This is a genomic window from uncultured Devosia sp. (genome assembly GCF_964244875.1).
Classification (GTDB): domain Bacteria; phylum Pseudomonadota; class Alphaproteobacteria; order Rhizobiales; family Devosiaceae; genus Devosia.
The window spans coordinates 175965-197282 of sequence record NZ_CAXTKA010000005.1 but is presented as its reverse complement, the minus strand read 5'-3'; the positions used below and the strand labels follow the sequence as shown (position 1 = coordinate 197282).

Below are 21318 nucleotides of genomic sequence, written 5' to 3'. Positions count from 1 at the left end.
TGCTGCCTAATACAGGGGTCGAAAAACCAGTTTAGAATTATTCGAAACTTGGGTTTTGGCCGCCATCCGGCGGGGAAGTGCGCCCCTTGTAATGAAAATGGGCGCTCAATTTCAAGAAGTGTTTGGACCATGGGGCACAACACCGCCCCGAGCCGGGCATGGAAGCTATGAACAGTGCGCATGCGCTTGGACCCGCAATGACCAGATCGGCAATCTATCTCGATCATAATGCCGCGTCCCCGCTTCTGCCCGAAGCGCGGGCGGCACTGATTGCCGCGCTCGACCTCGTTGGCAATCCGGCCTCGGTGCATGGTCACGGACGGGCCCTGCGCAACTTGGTCGAAACGGCCAGGGGGCAGGTGGCTGCCCTGGTTGGAGCCGAGCGCAAGCAGGTGGTGTTTACCGGCTCGGCGACCGAGGCGATCACGCAGGCGATCGTGGGCGGCGCGAAGACCTTTGCCAGCAATGCCGTCGTCGTCAGCGCCGGCGAGCATACGGCCGCCCTTAGGGCAGCAGAGGCAACGGGGTTGCCGGTGTTGACAATTGGCCTTTTGGCCGATGGCAGCATCGATCTCGACCAGCTTGCCTTATGTCTGGCGCAGGCCGACGCGGCAGGCCAAACACTGTTGGTTGCGCTGCATTGGGTGAACAACGAAACCGGCGTTGTCCAGCCGATCGAGCGCATCAATGGGCTGGTCGGCCCCACAAGACACAGGCTTTTTATCGATGCGGCGCAGGCATTCGGCAAGCTGCCCCTCGAATTTGCGGCCTCGGCACCCGATATGATGGCAATTGGTGGCCACAAGATCGGGGCGCCGGCCGGCATCGGTGCGCTGCTGGTCAAGTCTCATGCCGATACCGTCCGGTTGATCCCCGGTGGCGGCCAGGAACAAGGCCGGCGCGGCGGCACGGAAGCGGCGGCATTGATCGCGGGTTTTGGTGCGGCCGCTGCGGCATTCGAAGAACGTTATACCCAGGCGAAGGTGCCCGGATTGCTCGCGCGTCTCGAGGCTGATTTGCGGGTCATAGCGCCCGATCTGGTGGTTTTCGGCGCTGACCGGGTGGGCAATGTCAGCAACTTCGCTGTGCCGGGGGTCAGGAACACTACGGCGATGATGGGGCTGGATTTGCTGGGCCTGTCGGTTTCGGCGGGGTCGGCGTGCTCGTCCGGCAAGATTGGCCCCAGCCATGTGCTGGCCGCCATGGGCGTAGCGCCCCAACTGGCCGAATGCGCCCTGCGCGTCAGCCTTGGTTGGACGTCCGGCATTGGCGACATCGACGCGTTCGTTGCCGGTTATCGATCGATCCTGTTGCGCCAGAAGGCGCGGCACGAACAGGCGGCCTAGGCCGCACTATTGACGGCTCGCAGCGCCCTTGAAGCGCTGAGGGGCAATTAGGAGACGCCAGATGGCTGACTACGACATTCCGACGCTCAAGGAAAACATCGACCGGGAAACCGTTAATTCGGTGCTGGCGCTCAACGTCGACAAGTACAAGTACGGTTTTTCGTCCGATATCGCCTCCGACATGGCCCCCAAGGGGTTGAACGAAGACATCGTGCGCTTCATCTCGGCCAAGAAGAACGAGCCACAGTGGATGCTCGATTGGCGCCTGGACGCCTATAATCGCTGGCTGACCATGGACGAGCCGACCTGGGCCAAGGTGCATTACCCCCAGCTCGATTTCCAGGACATGTATTTTTACGCTGCGCCCAAGTCGACGCCGGCACCCAAGAGCCTGGACGAGGTCGATCCGGCGCTGATCGCCATGTATGACAAGCTGGGCGTGCCGCTGCGCGAGCGTGAAATCCTGGCTGGTGTGGAGCGCCCCAACGTGGCGGTCGATGCGGTGATGGATTCGGTCTCGGTCGTGACCACGTTCCGCGAGGAACTGGCCAAGGTCGGGATCATCTTCTGCTCGATCTCGGAAGCCATTCGCGAGCATGGCGAACTGGTGCAGAAGTACCTGGGCTCGGTCGTGCCGGTCAGCGACAACTATTACGCCACGCTGAATTGCGCGGTCTTCACCGATGGCTCCTTCGTCTACATCCCCAAGGGCGTGCGCTGCCCGATGGAGCTGTCGACCTATTTCCGCATCAATGAAAAAAAGACCGGCCAGTTCGAGCGCACGCTGATCATCGCCGAAGACGACAGCTATGTGAGCTATCTCGAAGGCTGCACCGCACCGATGCGCGATGAAAGCCAGCTCCATGCCGCCGTGGTGGAGCTGGTGGCGCTGGACAATGCCGAGATCAAGTACTCGACCGTGCAGAACTGGTATCCGGGCGACAAGGACGGCAAGGGCGGCATCTACAATTTCGTCACCAAGCGGGCCGATTGCCGCGGCGACAATTCCAAAGTGTCGTGGACGCAGGTGGAGACCGGCTCAGCCATCACCTGGAAATATCCCTCCTGCATCCTGCGCGGCGACAACAGCCGTGGCGAGTTCTATTCCATCGCCATCTCCAACGGCTATCAGCAGGTCGATAGCGGCACCAAGATGATTCACCTGGGCAGGAACACCTCGTCCCGCATCATCGCCAAGGGCATTGCCGCGGGCTTCTCGGACAATACCTATCGTGGCCAGGTTTCGGCCCATGCCAAGGCCAAGGGCGCGCGCAACTTCACCCAGTGCGACTCGCTGCTGATCGGAGACACCTGCGGCGCCCATACCGTGCCCTATATCGAATCGCGCAACGGCACGGCCGTGTTCGAACACGAGGCAACCACGTCCAAAATCTCTGACGACCAGATGTTCTACTGCCAGCAGCGCGGCCTTTCCGACGAGGAAGCGGTGGCGCTGATCGTCAACGGCTTTGTGCGCGACGTGCTGCAACACCTGCCCATGGAGTTCATGGTCGAGACGCAAAAGCTGATCTCGATCAGCCTCGAGGGAAGCGTGGGATAGTCGCGCAGGGTAGGGCGCTCGGCAAAGGCCCCATCACGAAAATCGAAGCCTTCTTCACCTCTCCCCTGGGGGAGAGGTCGCCCGAGGGGCGGGTGAGGGGGCTTCCACGAAACTGGCGCCGGAATGGCAGCCAAACCAATATTGGAGCCTCCTATGACCAACCCAATCCTTGAAATCCGCAACCTGCATGCGCGGATCGATGATCGCGACATTCTCAAGGGCGTGAACCTGACGATCCCTGCCGGGCAGGTGCATGCCGTCATGGGCCGCAATGGCTCGGGCAAGTCGACGCTGAGCTATGTGCTGGCCGGCAAGGAAGACTATGCGGTTACCGAGGGCGAAGTGCTGCTCGACGGGCAGGACCTGCTGGCAATGGAGCCGGACGAGCGCGCCGCTGCCGGATTGTTCCTGGCGTTTCAATATCCGATCGAAATCCCCGGTGTCGCCACCATGACCTTCCTCAAGGCAGCGATGAATGCCCAGCGCAAGAAGCGTGGCGAGAGCGAAATGCTGACGCCCGATTTCATGCGCGCGGTCAAGCAGGCAGGTACGGACCTGAATATCGACAGCGACATGCTCAAGCGGCCGCTCAATGTTGGTTTTTCGGGCGGCGAGAAGAAGCGCGCCGAAGTGCTGCAGATGGCGTTGCTGCAGCCCAAGATGTGCATTCTGGACGAGACCGACAGCGGGCTCGATATCGATGCGCTGCAGGTGGTGTCCAAGGGCGTCAATGCCTTGCGATCCGCCGGGCGCTCGATGCTGGTGATCACCCATTACCAGCGCCTGCTCAACCATATCGTGCCGGACGTGGTGCATGTGTTTTCGGACGGCCGGATCGTGGAAAGCGGCGACAAGGACCTGGCACTGCAACTCGAAGCCAAGGGCTATGCCGAATTCGACGGTGCGGCGGCGTAGGACATCATGAAGCACACCATGCCAATCCGCCTGAGCGCGGCCGAACATACCTTGATCGAACAGCTGACCGGGCTTGGCGCGACGGCGGAAGCCGAGCGCATGAGCGTGGCCGGCCTGCCGACGCGGCGCGTGGAAAGCTACCACTATACCGACCTCAAGATGCTGCTGCGCACCGTGCCGCCATTGGCGCAGGCCGCCAACGAGGCGAGCGCTCCGGCGCTGCGCGTTGCCGGCGCCTATCAGCTCATAATCGCCAATGGCCGCGTGCAGGAAGCTGGCACGGCGCCGGCCGGCGTTATCGTCGGCAAGTCCAATGGCGCGGTGCTGACGACGCGCGACGATGTGCTCGTCCATCTCAATGGCGCGATGATCGCCGAGAGCCTCAGCTTGACGCTGGAAGGCACGATCGATCCGGTCATCCAGATCGACCGGCGCACGGAAGGGACAGCGAGCCATTCGGCGAGCTCGGCGCGGATCTATGTGGCGGACAACGCGTCGGCAACCGTGATCGAGACCTATTCGGGGTCCGATGCCGCTCACGTCGCCAACCATGCAAGCTACATCGCCTTGGGCCGCAATGCGGTGCTGACCCACATTACGCTTGATCTCAGCGGCAAGGCGGCCACCCACTTCGCCACCAGCGAGTACCAGCTTTCCGATGGCGCCAGGCTGCGCACGCTGACCATTCATGCCGGTGCCGGTCTGGCCCGGTCGCAGGTGTTTGCGCGCTTTAGCGGGGAGGGGGCTCATGCCGATTTCACCGGGCTCAACCTGGTGGACGATGGCCAGCACCGCGATATCACCATCGATATCAACCATGCCGTGCCCAATACCACCTCGCAGGAACTCTACAAGCAGATCGCGCGTGGCCGCTCCAAGGCGGTGTTCCAGGGTCGCATCATCGTGGCGCGCGATGCGCAAAAGACCGATGCCAAGATGATGATGCAGGGCCTGATGCTGTCGGACGAGGCCGAAATCCTGAGCAAGCCCGAGTTGGAAATCTACGCCGATGACGTGGTCTGCGGTCACGGCTCTACCTCTGGCGAGCTGGATGCGGATTCGATGTTCTATCTTACCAGCCGCGGCATTCCCAAAGCCGAGGCCGAGACCATGCTGGTGCGGGGGTTCCTCGAGGAACTGCTCGATCCGATCGCGGATGCGGCGTTGAACGAGGCGCTGAGTGGCGTCGTGGATGGATGGCTGTTGAGGAAGTGATGCCCGAAATCCTCGTGGTTCGAGGCTCGCAAGAGCTCGCACCTCACCATGAGGATTTCTCAACAATGCCCGGCGCCAGCCTCATGGTGAGGTGGGAGCGCCAGCGACCCTCGAACCACGAGGGCGGTGAGTAAGCAATATGACCTTCGATCTTGAAAAAGTCCGAGCCGATTTTCCGATCCTGTCGGAGCAGATCCACGGCCACCGATTGGTTTACCTCGACAGCGGCGCGTCGGCGCAGAAGCCGGTACAGGTGCTCGACCGGATGGATCATGCTTTCCGGCACGAATATGCCAATGTGCATCGGGGGCTCCATACGCTGGCTAATCGCGCGACCGAGGCTTATGAGGGCGGCCGCGAGGCGGTGCGCAAATTCCTCAATGCGGAGCGGCCCGAGGAGATCATCTTTACCCGTTCGGCCACCGAAGCGATCAACCTGGTTGCGTCCTCCTTTGTCGGCCCACGCATCGGGGAAGGCGACGAGATCGTCACCACCATTATGGAGCATCACTCCAATATCGTACCGTGGCACTTCCATCGCGAGCGCAAAGGCGCGGTCATCCGCTGGGTCGATGTGACTGCCGATGGCAGCCTGGACATGGACGCGTTCGAGGCGGCGTTGACTGAGCGCACCAAGGTCGTCGCGGTGACACATATGTCTAACGTTCTGGGCACCGTAAACCCCATTAAGCGTATCATTGCTAGCGCCCATGCACGCGGTATTCCGGTGCTCGTCGATGGCAGCCAGGCCGCAGTGCACACCACCGTCGATGTGCAGGATCTGGACGCCGACTTCTACGTCATGACCGGCCACAAGCTTTATGGGCCGACCGGAATCGGTGTGCTCTACGGCAAATATGACCTCCTGGCGGAAATGCAGCCCTATCAGGGCGGTGGCGAGATGATCGACACGGTAACGCTTGAGGATGTGACCTATAACGAGCCGCCGCATCGCTTCGAGGCCGGCACACCGCCGATCGTCCAGGCGATCGGGCTGGGCGCTGCATTGAAATATATGGACAATCTGGGCCGCGATGCCATCGCTGCGCACGAGGCGGACGTCGCTGCTTATGCCCAAGACCGCCTCAGCCGGATCAATTCGCTGCGCTTGATCGGCACCGCGCCGGGTAAGGGCGGCATCTTTGCCTTCGAGATCGAGGGCGCCCATGCCCACGACGTATCCACCATCCTGGACCGCTATGGTATCGCCGTGCGGGCCGGAACGCATTGCGCCCAGCCATTGCTCAAGCGGTTTGGCGTTACCTCTACCTGCCGCGCCTCATTCGCCCTATATAACGGCAGGGACGATGTCGACGCGCTGGTGGACGGCATCGAACGTGCCCGGAAATTTTTCGCGTAAGCGAGGACCATGATGACCGACGAATCCGAGATCGCGCCCGCGCCAGCCCTGCCAGAACCGCCCCGGATCGTGCCCAACCACACCGGCACGCTGCCTGAAGCGGATGTCGAGCGCATCACCACAGACCTGATCGGCGCCCTCAAAACCGTATATGACCCCGAAATTCCGGTCGATATCTACGAATTGGGCCTGATCTACAAGGTCGATCTGGACGATGACCGCAACCTGGTCATCGACATGACCCTGACCGCCCCGGGCTGCCCGGTGGCTGGCGAAATGCCCGGCTGGGTAGAAAACGCGGCCCGCGCCGTCGAGGGCATCCAGGACGTGACGGTCAATATGGTGTTCGATCCGCCCTGGGACGCCAGCCGCATGAGCGAAGAAGCCCAGGTTGCGCTGAACTGGTGGTAATGCACGCCGCGACGCGCTATATATCGTAGGTTGACGATAGACGAGGTTGTCTGATGGCTTTCAAGATCATGTCGCTGAGCGATGCCGCCGCCGAACGGATCCGCGAAATCATCGAGGATTCCGACAAGCCCGTCATCGGCGTCCGTGTCGGCGTCAAGAATGCCGGTTGCGCGGGCATGGCCTATACCATGGACTATGTCAGCGAGCCGGTGATGGGCGACGACCACGTGCAGGACAAGGGCCTCGACGTCTATGTCGAGCCAAAGGCAACCATGTTCCTGCTCGGCACGATCATGGATTTCGAGCAATCCAAGATGAGCGCGGGTTTTACCTTCAAGAACCCCAACCAGACCGGCGCCTGCGGCTGCGGCGAAAGCGTTCAGCTCAAGCCTGCAGACCTGAAAGCGATCGCCGAGGCACGTGCGGAGGCTTGAGACCCCCTCATCCCCGAGGCGGGTGAAGGCATCTAGTCAGTTGCGCATAGCTATCCGCTAGTGCATATCCGCGCCATCATGCTCAGCCCACTTCCGCCTGCCCTCACCCTTGTTCCGCCCGGCCATCCATTGGTCGGCCGCGTCTCTCCACCGGGGTCCAAATCCATCACCAATCGGGCGCTGCTGCTCGCAGCGCTGGCGAGCGGCACCAGCAGGTTGACGGGTGCGCTCAAGAGCCAGGACACGACGCTGATGGCAGCGGCCCTGCGCCAGATGGGTATGAGCGTGGAGGAACCCGATGCGACAACGTTCGTCGTCACCAGTTCGGGCCGCCTGCAGGTCCCGGACGCGCCGCTTGCGCTCGGCAATGCCGGCACGGCGACCCGCTTTCTGACCGCTGCGGCGGCCACGATCGACGGCACGGTCATCGTGGATGGCGACGCGCATATGCGCCTGCGCCCAATTGCACCACTCGTCGCCGCGTTGCGCTCGCTGGGCATCGATGCGGTAGCCGAAACCGGCTGTCCGCCGGTGACGATCCATGGCCATGGCAGCTTCGGCCAAGGCCGGGTCGAGATCGATGCGGGCCTCTCTAGCCAATATGTCTCGGCCCTGCTGATGGCGGCGCCCCTGGGCGACGGTCCGGTGGAGGTGGCGCTGACCGGCAGCGACATCGGGGCGCGCGGCTATGTCGACTTGACCCTTGCCGCGATGCGCAGCTTTGGCGCAACCGTCGAACAGATTGACGCCGGCACCTGGCGGGTCCAGCCCACTGGCTATGGCGCAACCGATTTTGCGATCGAGCCGGACGCCTCGGCGGCTACGTATCTGTGGGCGGCCGCGGCCTTGACCGGTGGTCGGATCGATCTGGGCCTTGCCCCCGATGCGTTCACCCAGCCCGATGCCCTGGCGCAGGCCGTCATCGCGCAGTTTCCCAACTTGCCTGCGGTCATCGATGGCTCGCAGATGCAGGACGCCGTGCCCACCATCGCGGTGCTGGCCGCGTTCAACAATATCCCCGTGCGCTTTGTCGGCATCGCCAATCTGCGCGTCAAGGAATGCGATCGGATTTCTGCTCTATCGACGGAGCTCAATCGTATCAGGCCGGGCCTCGCGCGGGAGGAGGGCGATGATCTGGTGGTCGCCAGCGATCCACGCCTGGGCGAGTTGGCGCAGCGCAATGCGCGCACCCGGATCGAAACCTACGCCGATCACCGCATCGCCATGAGCTTTGCGCTGGCAGGGCTCAAGATCGGCGGCATAACCATTCTGGACCCCGCTTGCGTCGGCAAGACCTATCCCGATTACTGGGATATGCTGGCTGGCCTCGGCGTCATTATGGCTCCCGAAGCATGACCGCTATGCCGCGCGAATGTTGGCAAGCTCGATTTCGCTGATGACGCGGTTGCGGCCGGCATGCTTGGCGGCATAAAGGCAGCGGTCGGTGCGTTCGATCAGGGTAATGGCGGTGTCGCTGGGATGGAACATTGCCACCCCGAACGAGGCGGTGATGCGGCCCAGCTTTTCATTGGTGGAGCGCTTCAGCAATTCCTTGGCCTGGATGGCCTTGCGCACATTTTCTGCCACGATCACAGCACCTTCGATGTCGGTCGATGGCAGGATGGCGACGAACTCTTCACCGCCATAACGCGCCGCCAGATCGCGACCCTTGATATTGGACCGCAGGGTCATGGCGACGAGGCGAAGCACCTGGTCGCCGGTCTGGTGGCCATAGGTGTCATTGAAGGTCTTGAAATGGTCGATATCGACAAACATCAGGCAGAGCGGATCCCCGCTCACGCCTGCTTCCGCGATCGCAACCGCCAGCCCTTCATCGAAGCTCTTGCGATTGGCGATCTTGGTCAGCGAGTCGAGCATCGACTCACGGCGCACGTCGTCGAGATCGCGCTGCAACGATGAGATATCCTCGCGCGACGCCTCCAGCTGCAGCTCCAGAGCCCGATTGGTGTCCTGCATGCGGCGCGTTTCGGCCAGCAGGCGATCGGCCAGCGTTTTCATCGCCACGCTGGAAATGTCGCGCGCCAGATCGCCGCTGGCGGCCTGCAGCGAACCCGAATAAGCATTGGCCGTGGTCATGGCGCTGTCGATCGCGTCATGCACCGCGTCGATGCGCGCATGCATGCGCTGCGACACATTGCTGATGCGATCGTCGACGTCCGATTTCAGAAATTCGTTATAGAGCGTTTCGGCCAGATCCATGGATGGTGAACCGCCGGCCCGGAAAATCGCGTTGATGCGGTTGTTCAGCGTCGGATTGACGCCCGTCGCATAGGTGTAGAGCAACTCGTAAAATTGCGGATAGGGCGGAATGCCACTGCGTTTGAGCAGGTCGAAGGCGGAATTGGCATAGCCAAGGGCGCGTTTGAATTCCTGTTCCGACACAACTTCCCCCGCGCTCATCAGCGCTCATGACCCTACAATTCAACGTAGATGCCAGGCCAATAAATACCGCACTGGAACTTGAATTGACAACTGCGCGTAGCCGGCTTTCAACCGACTTGCCGAAAACGCTATGGTTTTATTCGCTTTCTCGCAATGTCGAGCGTAACAAAAATGCCGGGACCGGGCCATCATTGCCAAAAGGCGAGCTGGCGTCGACCCCCGAATCGTCTGGCCCAGGCGACGGCCGCGTGCGCGACGGGCGGCTGTTCTGCTTGGCTTCCGCCCGCTGGCGAGCGGTCAAAGGCGGTGCTGATTCGACCGGCACAACCTCGGATGCCGTCTCGCTTGGCACTTCGGCAGCCGGTCGGGTTCGTGGCGTCCGTGCCGGCCGCGCGCGCGGCGCTATCGGCGTCTCTGCCTCTGGCTCCGCCTCAATCGCCGGCGGTCTTGTCCTGGCGCCGCCGCGACGCGAGCGCGCGGGACGTGGCTTGGCCACCGCCTCATCAGCGTCTTCAGATGCCGAGGCGGGCTTGGCTTGCGATGGAACGGCATTGAGCCAGGCGATGTCCCGCTGGATCAGCTTGATGATGGCGTCCAGGTGCTTGCCGTCGGCAGGGCCCACCAAGGTATAGGCGACGCCCGACCGGCCGGCGCGCCCGGTGCGGCCGATCCGGTGCACATAATCCTCGGCATGCACTGGCACGTCGAAATTGAACACATGGCTCACGGCTGGAATATCGAGCCCGCGCGCTGCAACATCGCTGGCGACCAGCAGCGTCAGCCGATCGTTCTTGAAGGCATCCAGCGTTTCGGTACGGCTTTTCTGATCCATGTCGCCATGCAGTCCGCCGGCGGAAAAGCCATGGCGCTCGAGCGAACGGGCGAGGGTGGCCACGTCGCGCTTGCGATTGCAGAAGATGATGGCATTGGTCAGATTGTCCGCCGCCTTGATCAGGTCGCGCAGGCTGGCGCGCTTGTCCTCGGGCTTGGAGCCGACCTTGACCGCCCATTGTTCGATTGTCTCGGCGGTCGAATTCTGCCGGGCGACCTGGATCCGCACCGGGTCGGTCAGGAACCGCTTGGTCAGTTTTTCGATTTCGGGCGGCATGGTGGCCGAGAAGAACAGCGTCTGCCGGCGCGGCGGCAATTTGGCGATGATCTTTTCGATCTCGGGCACGAAGCCCATGTCCAACATGCGGTCCGCCTCGTCGATGACGAGGATTTCAACACCATTGAGCAGGATGCGGCCGCGCTCGAACTGGTCCAGCAGGCGCCCGGGCGTGGCGATCAGCACATCGACGCCGCGATCCAGCTTCTTGTTCTGGTCCTCGAACGAGACGCCGCCGATGATCAGCGCCATCGAAATGCGATGGTTCTGCCCATATTTCTCGAAGTTCTCGCTGACCTGTGCCGCCAGTTCGCGCGTTGGCTCCAAAATCAACGTGCGCGGCATGCGGGCGCGGGCGCGGCCATTTTCCAGCAGCGTCAGCATGGGCAGAACGAACGAAGCTGTCTTGCCGGTGCCGGTCTGGGCAATGCCGATAATGTCCTTTTTTTCAAGGATATGAGGGATGGCTTGGGCCTGAATTTCGGTCGGCTTGGTATATCCGGCGGCGGTCACCGCTTCGGTTACTTTGCTCGAAAGGCCAAGTCCGGAAAAATCGTCGGTCAAATTCAGTCGATCCACTCAATGGTGTTACCCGGTGCCTGATCCGCTCGAGACATTCGAAACGGGGCCGGGAGGCAAGGCGCGCACGACAACTGCGGGCGCAGCGGCGGCGGGACGGCAGACGGAAAAGAAACGCGATGTGTCCGCTCTCTACTTGGCCAACCTGACGGGAGTGCAGAACCTGCAAATCGACGGCAGCCCTGAAGCATCTTCAGCCAAGGCGGACACTGCCCAAGTTCGCATGGACAACAGACATGCCGTCAAGCCGGAAAATGCTCCAGCGGCGCGGACCATAACGCAAAGGCCTTATCTGTCAACGGTCTTGAAGGACTTAGCTTAATCGGCCGATCACTTGCTAGATATCGAGATCGGTGACGAATGCGGCGTTTTCCTGGATGAAGTCGAATCGGGCCTCCGGCTTGGTGCCCATGAGCCGATCGACGCTGTAGGCGGTGCCCTCGGCGTCGCTCTCGATCTTGACCTGCAGCAGGGTGCGGGTCTTGGGCGACATAGTGGTTTCGCGCAGGTGCGCGAACGGCATTTCGCCCAGGCCCTTGAAGCGGGTAATATCGACCTTGCCCTTGCCGGTGAATTCCTTGGCCATCAATTCGTCCTTGTGCGCGTCATCTCGCGCATAAAGTGTCTTCGGGCCCTGCGACAGGCGATAAAGCGGCGGGAGCGCCAGGAACAGATGGCCCCCGTCGATCAGCTTGGGCATCTCCTGGAAAAAGAAGGTCATCAACAACGAGGCGATATGGGCGCCGTCGACGTCCGCATCGGTCATGATGATGATCTTGTCGTAGCGCAGGTCGTCATCACGATAACGATCGCGCGTGCCACAGCCCAGCGCTTGGATCAAATCGGAAATCAGCTGGCTGGCCGCCATCTTCTCGCGGCTCGCGCCGGCCACGTTGAGGATTTTGCCCCGCAACGGCAGCACGGCCTGGCTGGCGCGGCTGCGGGCCTGCTTGGCGCTGCCCCCGGCGCTGTCGCCCTCGACGATGAACAGCTCCGCGCCCTGCGCCGCGCCCTGGGTACAATCGGCCAGCTTGCCCGGCAGGCGCAGCTTGCGCGTGGCGCTGGCACGGTCGATTTCCTTGTCCTTGCGGCGCCGCAGCCGCTCTTCGGCGCGCTCGATCGACCAGTCGAGCAGTTTGCCGGCCTGGTTGGGCGAAGCGGCCAGCCAATGATCGAACGCATCGCGCAGCGCAGTGTCAACGATGCGCGTGGCTTCGCCCGAGGCCAGCTTGTCCTTGGTCTGGCCGACAAATTCAGGCTCGCGCACGAATACCGACAGCATGGCGCTGCAATGGGCAAAGACGTCCTCGGCAGTCAGAATCGCCGCCGCCTTGTTTTTGGTCAGCTCGCCATAATTCTTGAGACCGCGCAGAATCGCCGCGCGCAACCCCGTTTCGTGTGTACCGCCATCGGGCGTAGGCACCGTATTGCAATAGGACGACAGGCCTCCATCGCCCAGCGTCCAGGCAATCGCCCATTCGGTGGCGCCGTGCGTGCCGGCCTTGCCGTGCTGGCCCGAAAAGATGTCGTCGGCAATGCGCGTCTCGCCCTCGATGCGCGCGGTCATGAAATCGCGCAGACCGCCCGGATAGTGGAACACGGCGCGGGCAGGGCACTCGTCGCTCGCCAAAGCCTCGTCGCAGGACCAGCGCAGCTCTACCCCGCCAAACAAATAGGCTTTCGCGCGGGTCATCCTGAACAGCCGCAACGCCGAGAATTTTGCTATATCGCCAAAGATTTGCGGATCGGGATGGAAGCGCGTCGTGGTGCCGCGACGGTTGTTCACCCGGCCCAAAGCCTGGATGTCGCCGACCGGCTTGCCGCGCGAAAACTGCAATTTGTAAAGCTGCTGTTCGCGCGCGACCTCGACCACCATGTCGTCGGACAGGGCGTTGACCACGGAAATGCCCACGCCGTGCAGGCCGCCCGAAGTCTCGTAAGCCTTGGAGTCGAACTTCCCGCCGGCATGCAGCACGGTATGGACGATCTCGAGCGTCGAGCGGCCGGGATATTTCGGATGGTTCTCGACCGGGATGCCGCGGCCGTTATCGGTGACCGTTATATAGCCGTCGGCCCCAAGATGAACTTCGATGCGGCTGGCATGGCCGGCGATCGCTTCGTCCATGGAATTGTCGATGACTTCGGCAAACAGATGGTGCAACGCATTGACGTCGGTGCCCCCGATATACATGCCGGGGCGGCGACGGACCGGCTCAAGACCTTCGAGGACTTCGATATCGGCGGCCGAATAGCTTCCCGGCGCCTGCTGGGCGGCACCGGACGCCTCGGGCGTGGGACGCCGGCGTCTGGGCTCGGGTTCGGCTGCGAAAAGGTCGTTGGCTTGCGACATAGATCATCCATGCTGACGGGCGAATCAGCCCAAATCGCTTTTAGCATATCCGCGGTAAACGCCGCCCTCGCCGCGCCACAGTCACCACGATGAGCAGTGGATGAATGCGCGATGAACAGGCGATTTCGTCGCCATTCAAGCGCCGGAGGCGAGAGTGGGCGGGCGTGGGGTTGCGTGCCGCAGGAAGTGTCGAAATGACCATGCCGCTCCCAAGTTTCAAGACAGGTGCCCGCGCCGTGATCATCGGTATCGCGTTTGGTGCCGCCAGCCTTGGGGCGCTGCCGGTGCAGGCCCAGTCGTTCGGCTTCAGCCTCGATCTGCCCAGTTTCGATGGTAACGAAAGGGGCCGCAGCGTCGAGCGGAACAGCGGTGGCTTTGGCGACGACCACGAGAGGATGCAGAGATCGGGCTGCCTGACCGATCGCGAGCTGCAACGCGGTGTCGAGGCCCAAGGTTATAGCGGGGTGGAGATCGGGGGCGAGCTTGGCAACGGTCACGTTGACGTGGCCGGACAGAACGGCAACTGGCTCTATTCGATGCGCGTTGATAGATGCACGGGCGAGGTCGATCGTGTCCAGCGGAGCCGCCGTGTCCACGGAGGCGGGTTCGGGCTTCAGTTCAATTTAGGCAATTGATCTTGTATCTTGCCGTTCGGTGTGAGGAAGACAGCAATGACCATCTCAAGCAAAACCATTCACAATGCCCTGCGCGCCTGCGCTCTGACCGCATTGGTCGGGCTTGGCGCCGTGACGTCGCCGGTGCTGGCGCAATCGCCTGGCTTCGGCTTTGGCGGAGATTTCGACGACTATGACGACGATTACCTGTTTCCCGAACGCATCTTGTGCATGACCGAGCGCCAGATGCGCCAGGCCATAGCTGACCGTGGCTACAGCAACGTGACGCTCAACGTGCCGCATAACAAACGGGTACAGGCGCGCGGCACCATGAATGGCACCGTGTACCTGATCAAGTTCAATTATTGTTCCGACCGCATCGAGGATCGCGACGCCTTGCGGGCCGCGCAGTAGATCGCATTTGACGCTGCAATGGTCCCAAGATGGGGCGCGATCTTTACCAGTCGTTCGCTTCTTGACAGCACTTTCTTAAGTGCGCGGCGCTATAAAAAACCCATACGGTTTTTGTTTGGAGTTGCCGTGTGCGAGCTGATCGGGACCAAGCTTTTGCGTATCAATCGCCCCTGACTGGTTCGAAGTCGTCCGACATGTGGCTGCAAGCCGGATTGAGTAGTTTTGCGTACCGGCTTGCCCATTTGTCGATCCATCGCAGCCTTGCGGTGATGCTTGCCTGCAGCATCTTCTACTTCTGCTGAGTTGATTTGGCGCGCCGTCACCGGTATGCATGAAGCCGTCCAGACACCAGCGCAGAGGAGGGCCGCATGACATTTCTGTTCGAGCATCGTCAGCGTGGGCCCGTTCCCGCCCTGTGGCAACAGCTGCAGGGCTGACCGGAGCGTGGTTCAGACTTAAGCCTGGTCTTGATCTCTTGGTTTGCCTTTCATGGCGTCGCACCGCATGTGCGGCGACGCTTGGCGAATTTGGCGCTGGAGAGCGCCGCACCGGAAAGATCAGATCATGGGCTCGATCAGCCTTCGCAATGCCGGCCTTGTGGCCACCGACACCCTGTTTTCCAACCTCGATATCGTTATCGCCGATGGCGATCGCGTCGGCCTGATCGCCGGCAACGGCATGGGCAAGACCAGCTTGCTGCGCGCCATGGCCGGTCTGGGCGAATTGACCGCGGGCGAGATCGTGCGCTCGCGCGGCCTGCAGATCGGCTATGTCGAGCAGGACATGCCGCCGGAAACGCTGGGCCTGACCCTGTACCAAGCCATCCTGGCAGCGCTGCCGCCGGCCGATCGCGACACCGATAGCTGGCGGGTCGATGTGGTGCTGGACGAATTCGAGGCGCCGGAGCCGATGCGCCATCGCCTCGTTCGCGAGCTGAGCGGGGGTTGGCAACGTATCGGGTTGATTGCGCGTAGCTGGGTCTTGCAGCCCGATGCGCTGCTGCTGGACGAGCCGACCAATCATCTCGATCTGGCCAAGCTGATCCAGCTGGAACACTGGATCAATCAGGCGACCCGCACCATGCCGATCGTTATCGCCAGCCATGACAGGCAGTTCCTGGAGGCAACGACCAACCGAACGCTGTTCCTGCGGCCCGACATGTCGCACTATTTTGCGCTGCCTTATGGCGCGGCGCGGCTGGCGCTGGATGAGCTGGATATAGCAGCCCAGGCCAAGCGCGAGAAGGACTTCAAGGAAGTCGGGCGGCTGCGCAAGCAGGCGGCAAAGCTAACCAATATCGGCATCAATTCCGGCAGCGACCTCCTTGTGGTCAAGTCCAAGCAATTGCGCGACCGCGCGGAAAAGATCGAGACCAGCGCCCTGTCACTGCATAGGGAGCGCTCGGGCGAAATCCGGCTGAGCAATAGCGGCACCCATGCCCGCGTGCTCGTCGCCATCGAGAACCAGGACGTGACGACGCCGGACGGCAGCAAGCTGTTCCGCATCGACAAGCTGCACATTTTCCAGGGCGACCGGCTGGTGATCCTGGGACGCAATGGCACCGGGAAGTCGCAATTCATGAGGCTGATTCACCGCGCCATGCTGGGGCAGGCCGCACCGGGAATTCGCATCAGCCCCTCGGTGGTGCCTGGCTATGTCGACCAGGCCATGTCTCAGCTCCCCACCACGGGCTCGCCCATTGGTTTCATCACCAGCCGCTTCGACCTGGGCGACCAACGCAGCCTGAGCTTGCTCGCTGCCGCCGGCTTTCCACCCGAAAAACAGGGCAAACCCATCGCCCAGCTGTCGTTCGGGCAACGCGCGCGGCTGGGGCTATTGGCGCTGCGATTGAGCGAGCCCAATTTCTACCTGCTCGACGAGCCTACCAACCATGTCGATATCAACGGGCAGGAGCGGCTGGAAGAGGAAATCCTGGCCCATGATGCAACCTGCATCCTGGTGTCGCACGACCGAAGTTTCGTACGGGCACTGGGCAGCAGGTTCTTCACCATCGAAGGTCGCAAATTGAAGGAAGCAGAGTCGCCGGAACCGTTCTTTGCGCAGATGGCCAGCCAGGATCACCCATGACCAAGAACCAGCCTTGGCTATACTTGAGTGATCTCCGAAAACGCCTTCTGCGCATCTGGAGGACTGCCAAACGCCCGATCACACTAGCAAGCATCGTTAAGGAGTTCTGCTTATGCTTGGATGATCACAACCTGGCGAGGGACGTCGCTTGGAAGCCTATAAGCCTTTCCTGATGTCGAAGCTCGCCCGGCGCCTGGATGTGCGCTTCATCGGGGCGGTGCCGGGTCGCTATGCGCTGTCGGATCGGCCGAAAACCGGTGACCAGGGTGGAGTCGATGTCTATGCCTGCCGGCTGTGCTCGATATCAACGCAGTCGGCCGTGGTGGTTGCTCCGGTGCGGCCCGAGCCCGGCGAGACGGTCGCGGCCCATTTCGATCATTTTGGCATCATCCGCGCCAAGGCCACGCGGCAATTGCCGACCGGCTTCGCCATGGATCTGGAGCTGGACGACGCCGGGCGCGTCCGGCTGGCGGCACAAATCAAGTGGAAGAAGCGCCGGGCTAAAAGCCAGGAGCCCGACAAGCGCGAGCACCAGCGCCTGCAGCCACGCGATCCCTATACGGTTCTCACGCTGGCTGACGGCACCAATGTGCCGTGTTTCGTGATCGATATTTCCCAATCGGGGGCTGCCGTTTCCGCATCCGTGCTGCCGGGCCGGGGCACGCCGGTGGCAGTAGGCGCCATGGTGGGGCGGGTGGTCCGCCGGCTCGACGTCGGCTTCGCGGTACAGTTCACCCAGGTGCACGAATTGTCGCGCCTGGACCGTCTGCTGGCGCGACCTGCCGAGGCGAGAAAAACCCCCGGCTAATCTCATAACAAAAAGGGGCCCGCCGGGGCCCCTTCGTTTCGCTTTGAACCAGCCTTAGGCCGAATAGTACATTTCGTATTCGACCGGATGGGGGGCGTGCTCGAACTTGATCACTTCGGTCATCTTGAGCTCGATATAGCTGTCGATCTGATCGTTATCGAACACGCCGCCAGCCAGCAGGTATTCGCGATCCGAATCGAGGCTTTCCAGCGCTTCGCGCAAGGAGCCGCAGACCGTGGGGATCTGGCTGAGCTCTTCCTTGGGCAGGTCGTACAAGTCCTTATCCATCGGATCGCCGGGATGGATCTTGTTCTTGATACCATCGAGGCCAGCCATCAGCATGGCGGCGAAGCCGAGATAAGGGTTTGCCAGCGGATCGGGGAACCGCACTTCGACGCGCTTGGCCTTGGGCGACTGGCCGAAGGGGATGCGGCAGGAAGCAGAACGGTTGCGAGCTGAATAGGCCAGCAGCACGGGCGCCTCGAACCCTGGGACCAGGCGCTTGTAGCTGTTGGTGGTGGGATTGGTGAAGGCGTTAATTGACTTGGCATGCTTGATGATGCCGCCGATATAGTACAGCGCTTCCATCGACAGGCCGGCATACTGATCGCCGGCAAAGGTGTTCTTGCCATCCTTCCAGATCGACTGGTGGCAATGCATGCCCGAGCCATTGTCCCCATAAACGGGCTTTGGCATGAAGGTCGCAGTCTTGCCATAGGCATTGGCGACCTGCTGGATCACATACTTATAGATCTGCACCGAGTCGGCAGCCTTGATGATCGGGCAAAACTTGATGCCCAGTTCGTGCTGGGCCGAAGCCACTTCGTGGTGGTGCTTTTCGATCGGAACGCCCATGGCGCCCATTGCCGCCAGCATTTCGCCGCGCATGTCCTGGGCCGTGTCGAGCGGGGGAACCGGGAAATAGCCCTTCTTAAGCGCGATGTGATGGCCGTTATTGCCCGCTTCGTATTCGGTATCGTTGTTGGTGGGCAGCTCCGAGCTGTCGACCGAGAAACCGACCTTGTAGGTGGTGTTGGAATAGCGCACGTCGTCGAAGATGAAAAATTCCGGCTCCGGCCCGAAGTAGACGCTGTCGCCGAACCCGAGTTCCTTGACATAGGCCTCGGCCTTCTTGGCCGTGGTGCGCGGGTCGCGCGAATAGGGCTGATAGGTCAAAGGCTCGAGCACGTCGCAGTTGATGGCCAGGGTCGAGGCGCCAAAGAACGGGTCCATATAGGCCGACTCCGGATCGGGCATCAGCACCATGTCGCTCTCGTTGATGGCCTTCCAGCCGGCGATCGACGAGCCGTCGAACATGGTGCCTTCGTCAAAGATATCTTCGTCGATCATCGTCTGGTCGAACGTCACATGCTGCAGCTTGCCGCGCATGTCGGTGAAGCGCAGATCGACGTAAAGGATGTTCTCATCCTTGATGCGCTTGAGTATGTCGGCTGCGGTGGTCATGAATTACCCCTGTAAGTTCGGATGCTTGTTGGTATTGCGGCGCGACGCGTCTGGGGGAGGGCCCTAGAGCGCGTCGTCGCCGAATTCGCCGGTACGGATGCGAATGGCCTGCTCGATCGAATAAACGAAGATCTTGCCGTCGCCAATGCGACCGGTTTGCGCCGCGTTGCGGATTGCCTCGATGGCCTTTTCGGCCAACTCGTCCGGGCACACGACCTCGACTTTGACCTTGGGCAGGAAGTCCACAACGTATTCGGCACCGCGGTACAGCTCGGTATGGCCCTTTTGCCGCCCGAAGCCCTTGGCCTCGGTGACGGTGATGCCCTGCAAACCAACTTCCTGCAGTGCCTCTTTGACTTCGTCCAGCTTGAACGGCTTTACGATAGCCTCGATTTTTTTCAATTGAGCCTCCACTTCGCGGGTTAGCGCGGATACCGCCCCGTATGCACGGGGTGTGCCAGCCTGTGCCAACCCGAAAAACAGCTGTTCAGGCAAAGCGCTAACGGCATGACCGGACTCGCTACATGACAGGACGGCGACACCTAATGAGTTAAATATAGGCACACTGCATAATAGTTGCGCAGAAATCAAAAAAGCCTGTGCGGCAAGGCTCGCAATGAGCCTTTGACTGCCCAACCAAGTTAGGCTAGACCCACGCGCAACCCGGCCAGCGGGCAGTTTGCGGGTGTGGCGGAACTGGTAGACGCACTGGATTTAGGTTCCAGCGCCGCAAGGCGTGGAGGTTCGAGTCCTCTCACCCGCACCAATATCCTGCCGGCCCCAGGACATGAACAATACGGGATTAAACCGAATGCAGGTTACCGAAACCCTCAACGAGGGCCTGAAGCGTAAATTGAGCGTCACCATTCCCGCCCAGGACCTGGTCAGCCGACTGGACGTCAAGCTCGGCGAGCTCAAAGGCCAGGCCAATATCAAGGGCTTCCGTCCCGGCAAGGTGCCGACCACCTATCTCAAGAAGGTCTATGGCCGCTCCGCCATGAGCGAAGTGATGCAGGACGCGATCAATGCGACCGTGTCCGAGACGCTGGATGGCCGCTCCGAGCGCGCCGCGGCGCAGCCCAAGGTCGACCTGCCCAGCGACCAGGCCGTGATCAACGACGTCCTGGACGGCAAGGCCGATCTGGCGTTCGAAGTTGAGTACGAAGTGCTGCCGCCGGTCAAGCTGATGGACATCAAGGGGGTCAAGTTGACCCGCCCTGTGGTGGATGTCACCGAGCCAGAAATCGACGCCGAGGTAAACCGCGTCTTCGCGCAGAACCGTGGTTATGAAGACAAGGGCGACGAGGGCGTCGTCGCCACCGGCGATCGGCTCGGTCTGACGTTTGTCGGCAAGATCGACGGCAAGCCGTTCGACGGCGGCACCTCCGATCATGCGCACTTGACCGTCGGCTCCGGCGAATTCATCCCCGGCTTCGAAGAGCAACTCGTGGGCATGAAAAAAGGCGAAAACCGCGAGGTCAAGGTGACCTTCCCCCAGGATTACCAAAGCGACGAACTGGCCGGCAAGGATGCCGTGTTCGATGTGACGGTTCTGCACGTGGACGGCCCCAATGTCGGCGAGCTGAACGACGAGTTTGCCAAGAAGCTGGGCGTCGAGGATGTCGCTGCGCTGCGCGAGGCGGTGAAGGCCCAGATGCAGTCCGCGCTGAGCTCCATGAGCCGCCAGCACGTCAAGCGCCAGATTCTCGATGCGCTGGACGAGGGCCACAAATTCGACGTGCCCCAGCAACTGGTCGACGCCGAGTTCGAGCAGATCTGGGGCCGCGTCAAGCACGAGATTGATGCCCATGGTCGCTCGTTCGAGGACGAAGGCACCACTGAGGAGGCAGCGATCGCGCAGTACCGCACGATCGCCGAGCGCCGCGTGCGCCTCGGTCTGGTGGTCGCCGAGATCGGCAACCAGAACGAAGTCAACGTCACTGAGGACGAGCATCAGCAGGCCTTGATTGCCGAAGTGCGGCGTTTCCCGGGTCAGGAACAGCAGGTTTACGACTACTATCGCAAGAACCCGCAGGCGCTTGCCGGCCTGCGCGCGCCGGTGTTCGAGAACAAGGTCGTCGACTATGTCGCCGAACTGTCCGAGCAGACCGACAAGTCCATGAGCCGGGCCGAACTGGCCAAGCTGATCCAGGCCGACGAGGACGATGTTCCCGAAGAGCATCATCACTGATCTGCCTGTTGTATGAATGCAAAGCCGCCCCGCAACGGGCGGCTTTTTTGCTTGTAT

Annotated in this window: 19 protein-coding genes and 1 tRNA gene; 15 read left to right on the top strand and 5 right to left on the bottom strand. The window is 61.6% G+C overall.

What is annotated here, in order from left to right; all coding sequences use genetic code 11:
• Positions 1-197: 197 nt before the first annotated feature.
• The 8 genes from ACFE8X_RS08520 (at position 198) to aroA (ending at position 8598) form a co-directional block, all read left to right on the top strand.
• The gene (locus tag ACFE8X_RS08520) at positions 198-1346 is read left to right on the top strand and encodes a cysteine desulfurase family protein (RefSeq protein ID WP_375451027.1); all 1149 of its coding nucleotides are present in this window, start codon (positions 198-200) and stop codon (positions 1344-1346) included.
• A gap of 61 nt (positions 1347-1407) precedes the next feature.
• Complete coding sequence (gene sufB, locus ACFE8X_RS08515; RefSeq protein WP_375451026.1) at positions 1408-2907, top strand: Fe-S cluster assembly protein SufB; 1500 nt, start codon at positions 1408-1410, stop codon at positions 2905-2907.
• A 153-nt stretch (positions 2908-3060) separates the two neighbouring features.
• Positions 3061-3822: a Fe-S cluster assembly ATPase SufC gene (sufC, locus tag ACFE8X_RS08510; RefSeq protein WP_375451025.1), complete on the top strand. Its 762-nt coding sequence runs from the start codon at positions 3061-3063 to the stop codon at positions 3820-3822.
• 18 nt (positions 3823-3840) lie between these two features.
• On the top strand, positions 3841-5037 hold the full coding sequence (gene sufD / locus ACFE8X_RS08505; RefSeq protein WP_375451024.1) for a Fe-S cluster assembly protein SufD: 1197 nt from the start codon (positions 3841-3843) through the stop codon (positions 5035-5037).
• A gap of 139 nt (positions 5038-5176) precedes the next feature.
• On the top strand, positions 5177-6397 hold the full coding sequence (locus ACFE8X_RS08500) for a cysteine desulfurase (protein WP_375451023.1): 1221 nt from the start codon (positions 5177-5179) through the stop codon (positions 6395-6397).
• Positions 6398-6406: 9 nt separating this feature from the next.
• Positions 6407-6808 (top strand): SUF system Fe-S cluster assembly protein, encoded by a 402-nt coding sequence (locus tag ACFE8X_RS08495; protein ID WP_375451022.1) that lies wholly within the window; start codon positions 6407-6409, stop codon positions 6806-6808.
• A 53-nt stretch (positions 6809-6861) separates the two neighbouring features.
• Positions 6862-7242 (top strand): HesB/IscA family protein, encoded by a 381-nt coding sequence (locus ACFE8X_RS08490; RefSeq protein WP_375451021.1) that lies wholly within the window; start codon positions 6862-6864, stop codon positions 7240-7242.
• A gap of 78 nt (positions 7243-7320) precedes the next feature.
• On the top strand, positions 7321-8598 hold the full coding sequence (gene aroA / locus ACFE8X_RS08485; protein WP_375451020.1) for a 3-phosphoshikimate 1-carboxyvinyltransferase: 1278 nt from the start codon (positions 7321-7323) through the stop codon (positions 8596-8598).
• Between the two features lie 3 nt (positions 8599-8601).
• On the opposite strand, the gene ACFE8X_RS08480 is transcribed toward aroA, so the two are convergent.
• Both ACFE8X_RS08480 and ACFE8X_RS08475 read right to left on the bottom strand, forming a co-directional pair.
• Complete coding sequence (locus tag ACFE8X_RS08480) at positions 8602-9663, bottom strand: GGDEF domain-containing protein (RefSeq protein WP_375451019.1); 1062 nt, start codon at positions 9661-9663, stop codon at positions 8602-8604.
• Positions 9664-9781: 118 nt separating this feature from the next.
• Positions 9782-11317 carry a DEAD/DEAH box helicase gene (locus ACFE8X_RS08475; RefSeq protein ID WP_375451018.1) on the bottom strand — a complete coding sequence of 512 codons (1536 nt, stop codon included), beginning with the start codon at positions 11315-11317 and terminating at the stop codon, positions 9782-9784.
• Between the two features lie 31 nt (positions 11318-11348).
• Here ACFE8X_RS08475 and ACFE8X_RS08470 point away from each other — a divergent pair, with 31 nt between their 5' ends.
• Complete coding sequence (locus tag ACFE8X_RS08470) at positions 11349-11654, top strand: hypothetical protein (RefSeq protein WP_375451017.1); 306 nt, start codon at positions 11349-11351, stop codon at positions 11652-11654.
• Between the two features lie 15 nt (positions 11655-11669).
• Here ACFE8X_RS08470 and parE read toward each other — a convergent pair whose 3' ends face one another.
• Entirely contained in the window at positions 11670-13682 is a 2013-nt protein-coding gene (parE, locus tag ACFE8X_RS08465) for a DNA topoisomerase IV subunit B (RefSeq protein ID WP_375451016.1), read from the bottom strand.
• Positions 13683-13876: 194 nt separating this feature from the next.
• On the opposite strand from parE, the gene ACFE8X_RS08460 reads away from it, so the two are divergent.
• From ACFE8X_RS08460 to ACFE8X_RS08445, 4 genes are all read left to right on the top strand, one after another.
• Positions 13877-14317: a hypothetical protein gene (locus ACFE8X_RS08460; protein ID WP_375451015.1), complete on the top strand. Its 441-nt coding sequence runs from the start codon at positions 13877-13879 to the stop codon at positions 14315-14317.
• Positions 14318-14353: 36 nt separating this feature from the next.
• A complete protein-coding gene (locus tag ACFE8X_RS08455; RefSeq protein WP_375451014.1) occupies positions 14354-14710 on the top strand; it encodes a hypothetical protein in 357 nt (118 codons plus the stop codon).
• Between the two features lie 564 nt (positions 14711-15274).
• The gene (locus ACFE8X_RS08450; RefSeq protein WP_375451013.1) at positions 15275-16798 is read left to right on the top strand and encodes an ATP-binding cassette domain-containing protein; all 1524 of its coding nucleotides are present in this window, start codon (positions 15275-15277) and stop codon (positions 16796-16798) included.
• 172 nt (positions 16799-16970) lie between these two features.
• The gene (locus ACFE8X_RS08445) at positions 16971-17606 is read left to right on the top strand and encodes a PilZ domain-containing protein (protein WP_375451012.1); all 636 of its coding nucleotides are present in this window, start codon (positions 16971-16973) and stop codon (positions 17604-17606) included.
• A gap of 54 nt (positions 17607-17660) precedes the next feature.
• On the opposite strand, the gene glnA is transcribed toward ACFE8X_RS08445, so the two are convergent.
• Complete coding sequence (gene glnA, locus ACFE8X_RS08440) at positions 17661-19070, bottom strand: type I glutamate--ammonia ligase (RefSeq protein ID WP_375451011.1); 1410 nt, start codon at positions 19068-19070, stop codon at positions 17661-17663.
• A 63-nt stretch (positions 19071-19133) separates the two neighbouring features.
• Positions 19134-19472 (bottom strand): P-II family nitrogen regulator, encoded by a 339-nt coding sequence (locus ACFE8X_RS08435; RefSeq protein ID WP_035079039.1) that lies wholly within the window; start codon positions 19470-19472, stop codon positions 19134-19136.
• A 279-nt stretch (positions 19473-19751) separates the two neighbouring features.
• On the opposite strand from ACFE8X_RS08435, the gene ACFE8X_RS08430 reads away from it, so the two are divergent.
• Both ACFE8X_RS08430 and tig read left to right on the top strand, forming a co-directional pair.
• Positions 19752-19836, top strand: a tRNA-Leu gene (locus ACFE8X_RS08430).
• A 45-nt stretch (positions 19837-19881) separates the two neighbouring features.
• Positions 19882-21261: a trigger factor gene (gene tig / locus ACFE8X_RS08425; protein ID WP_375451010.1), complete on the top strand. Its 1380-nt coding sequence runs from the start codon at positions 19882-19884 to the stop codon at positions 21259-21261.
• Positions 21262-21318 lie beyond the last annotated feature (57 nt).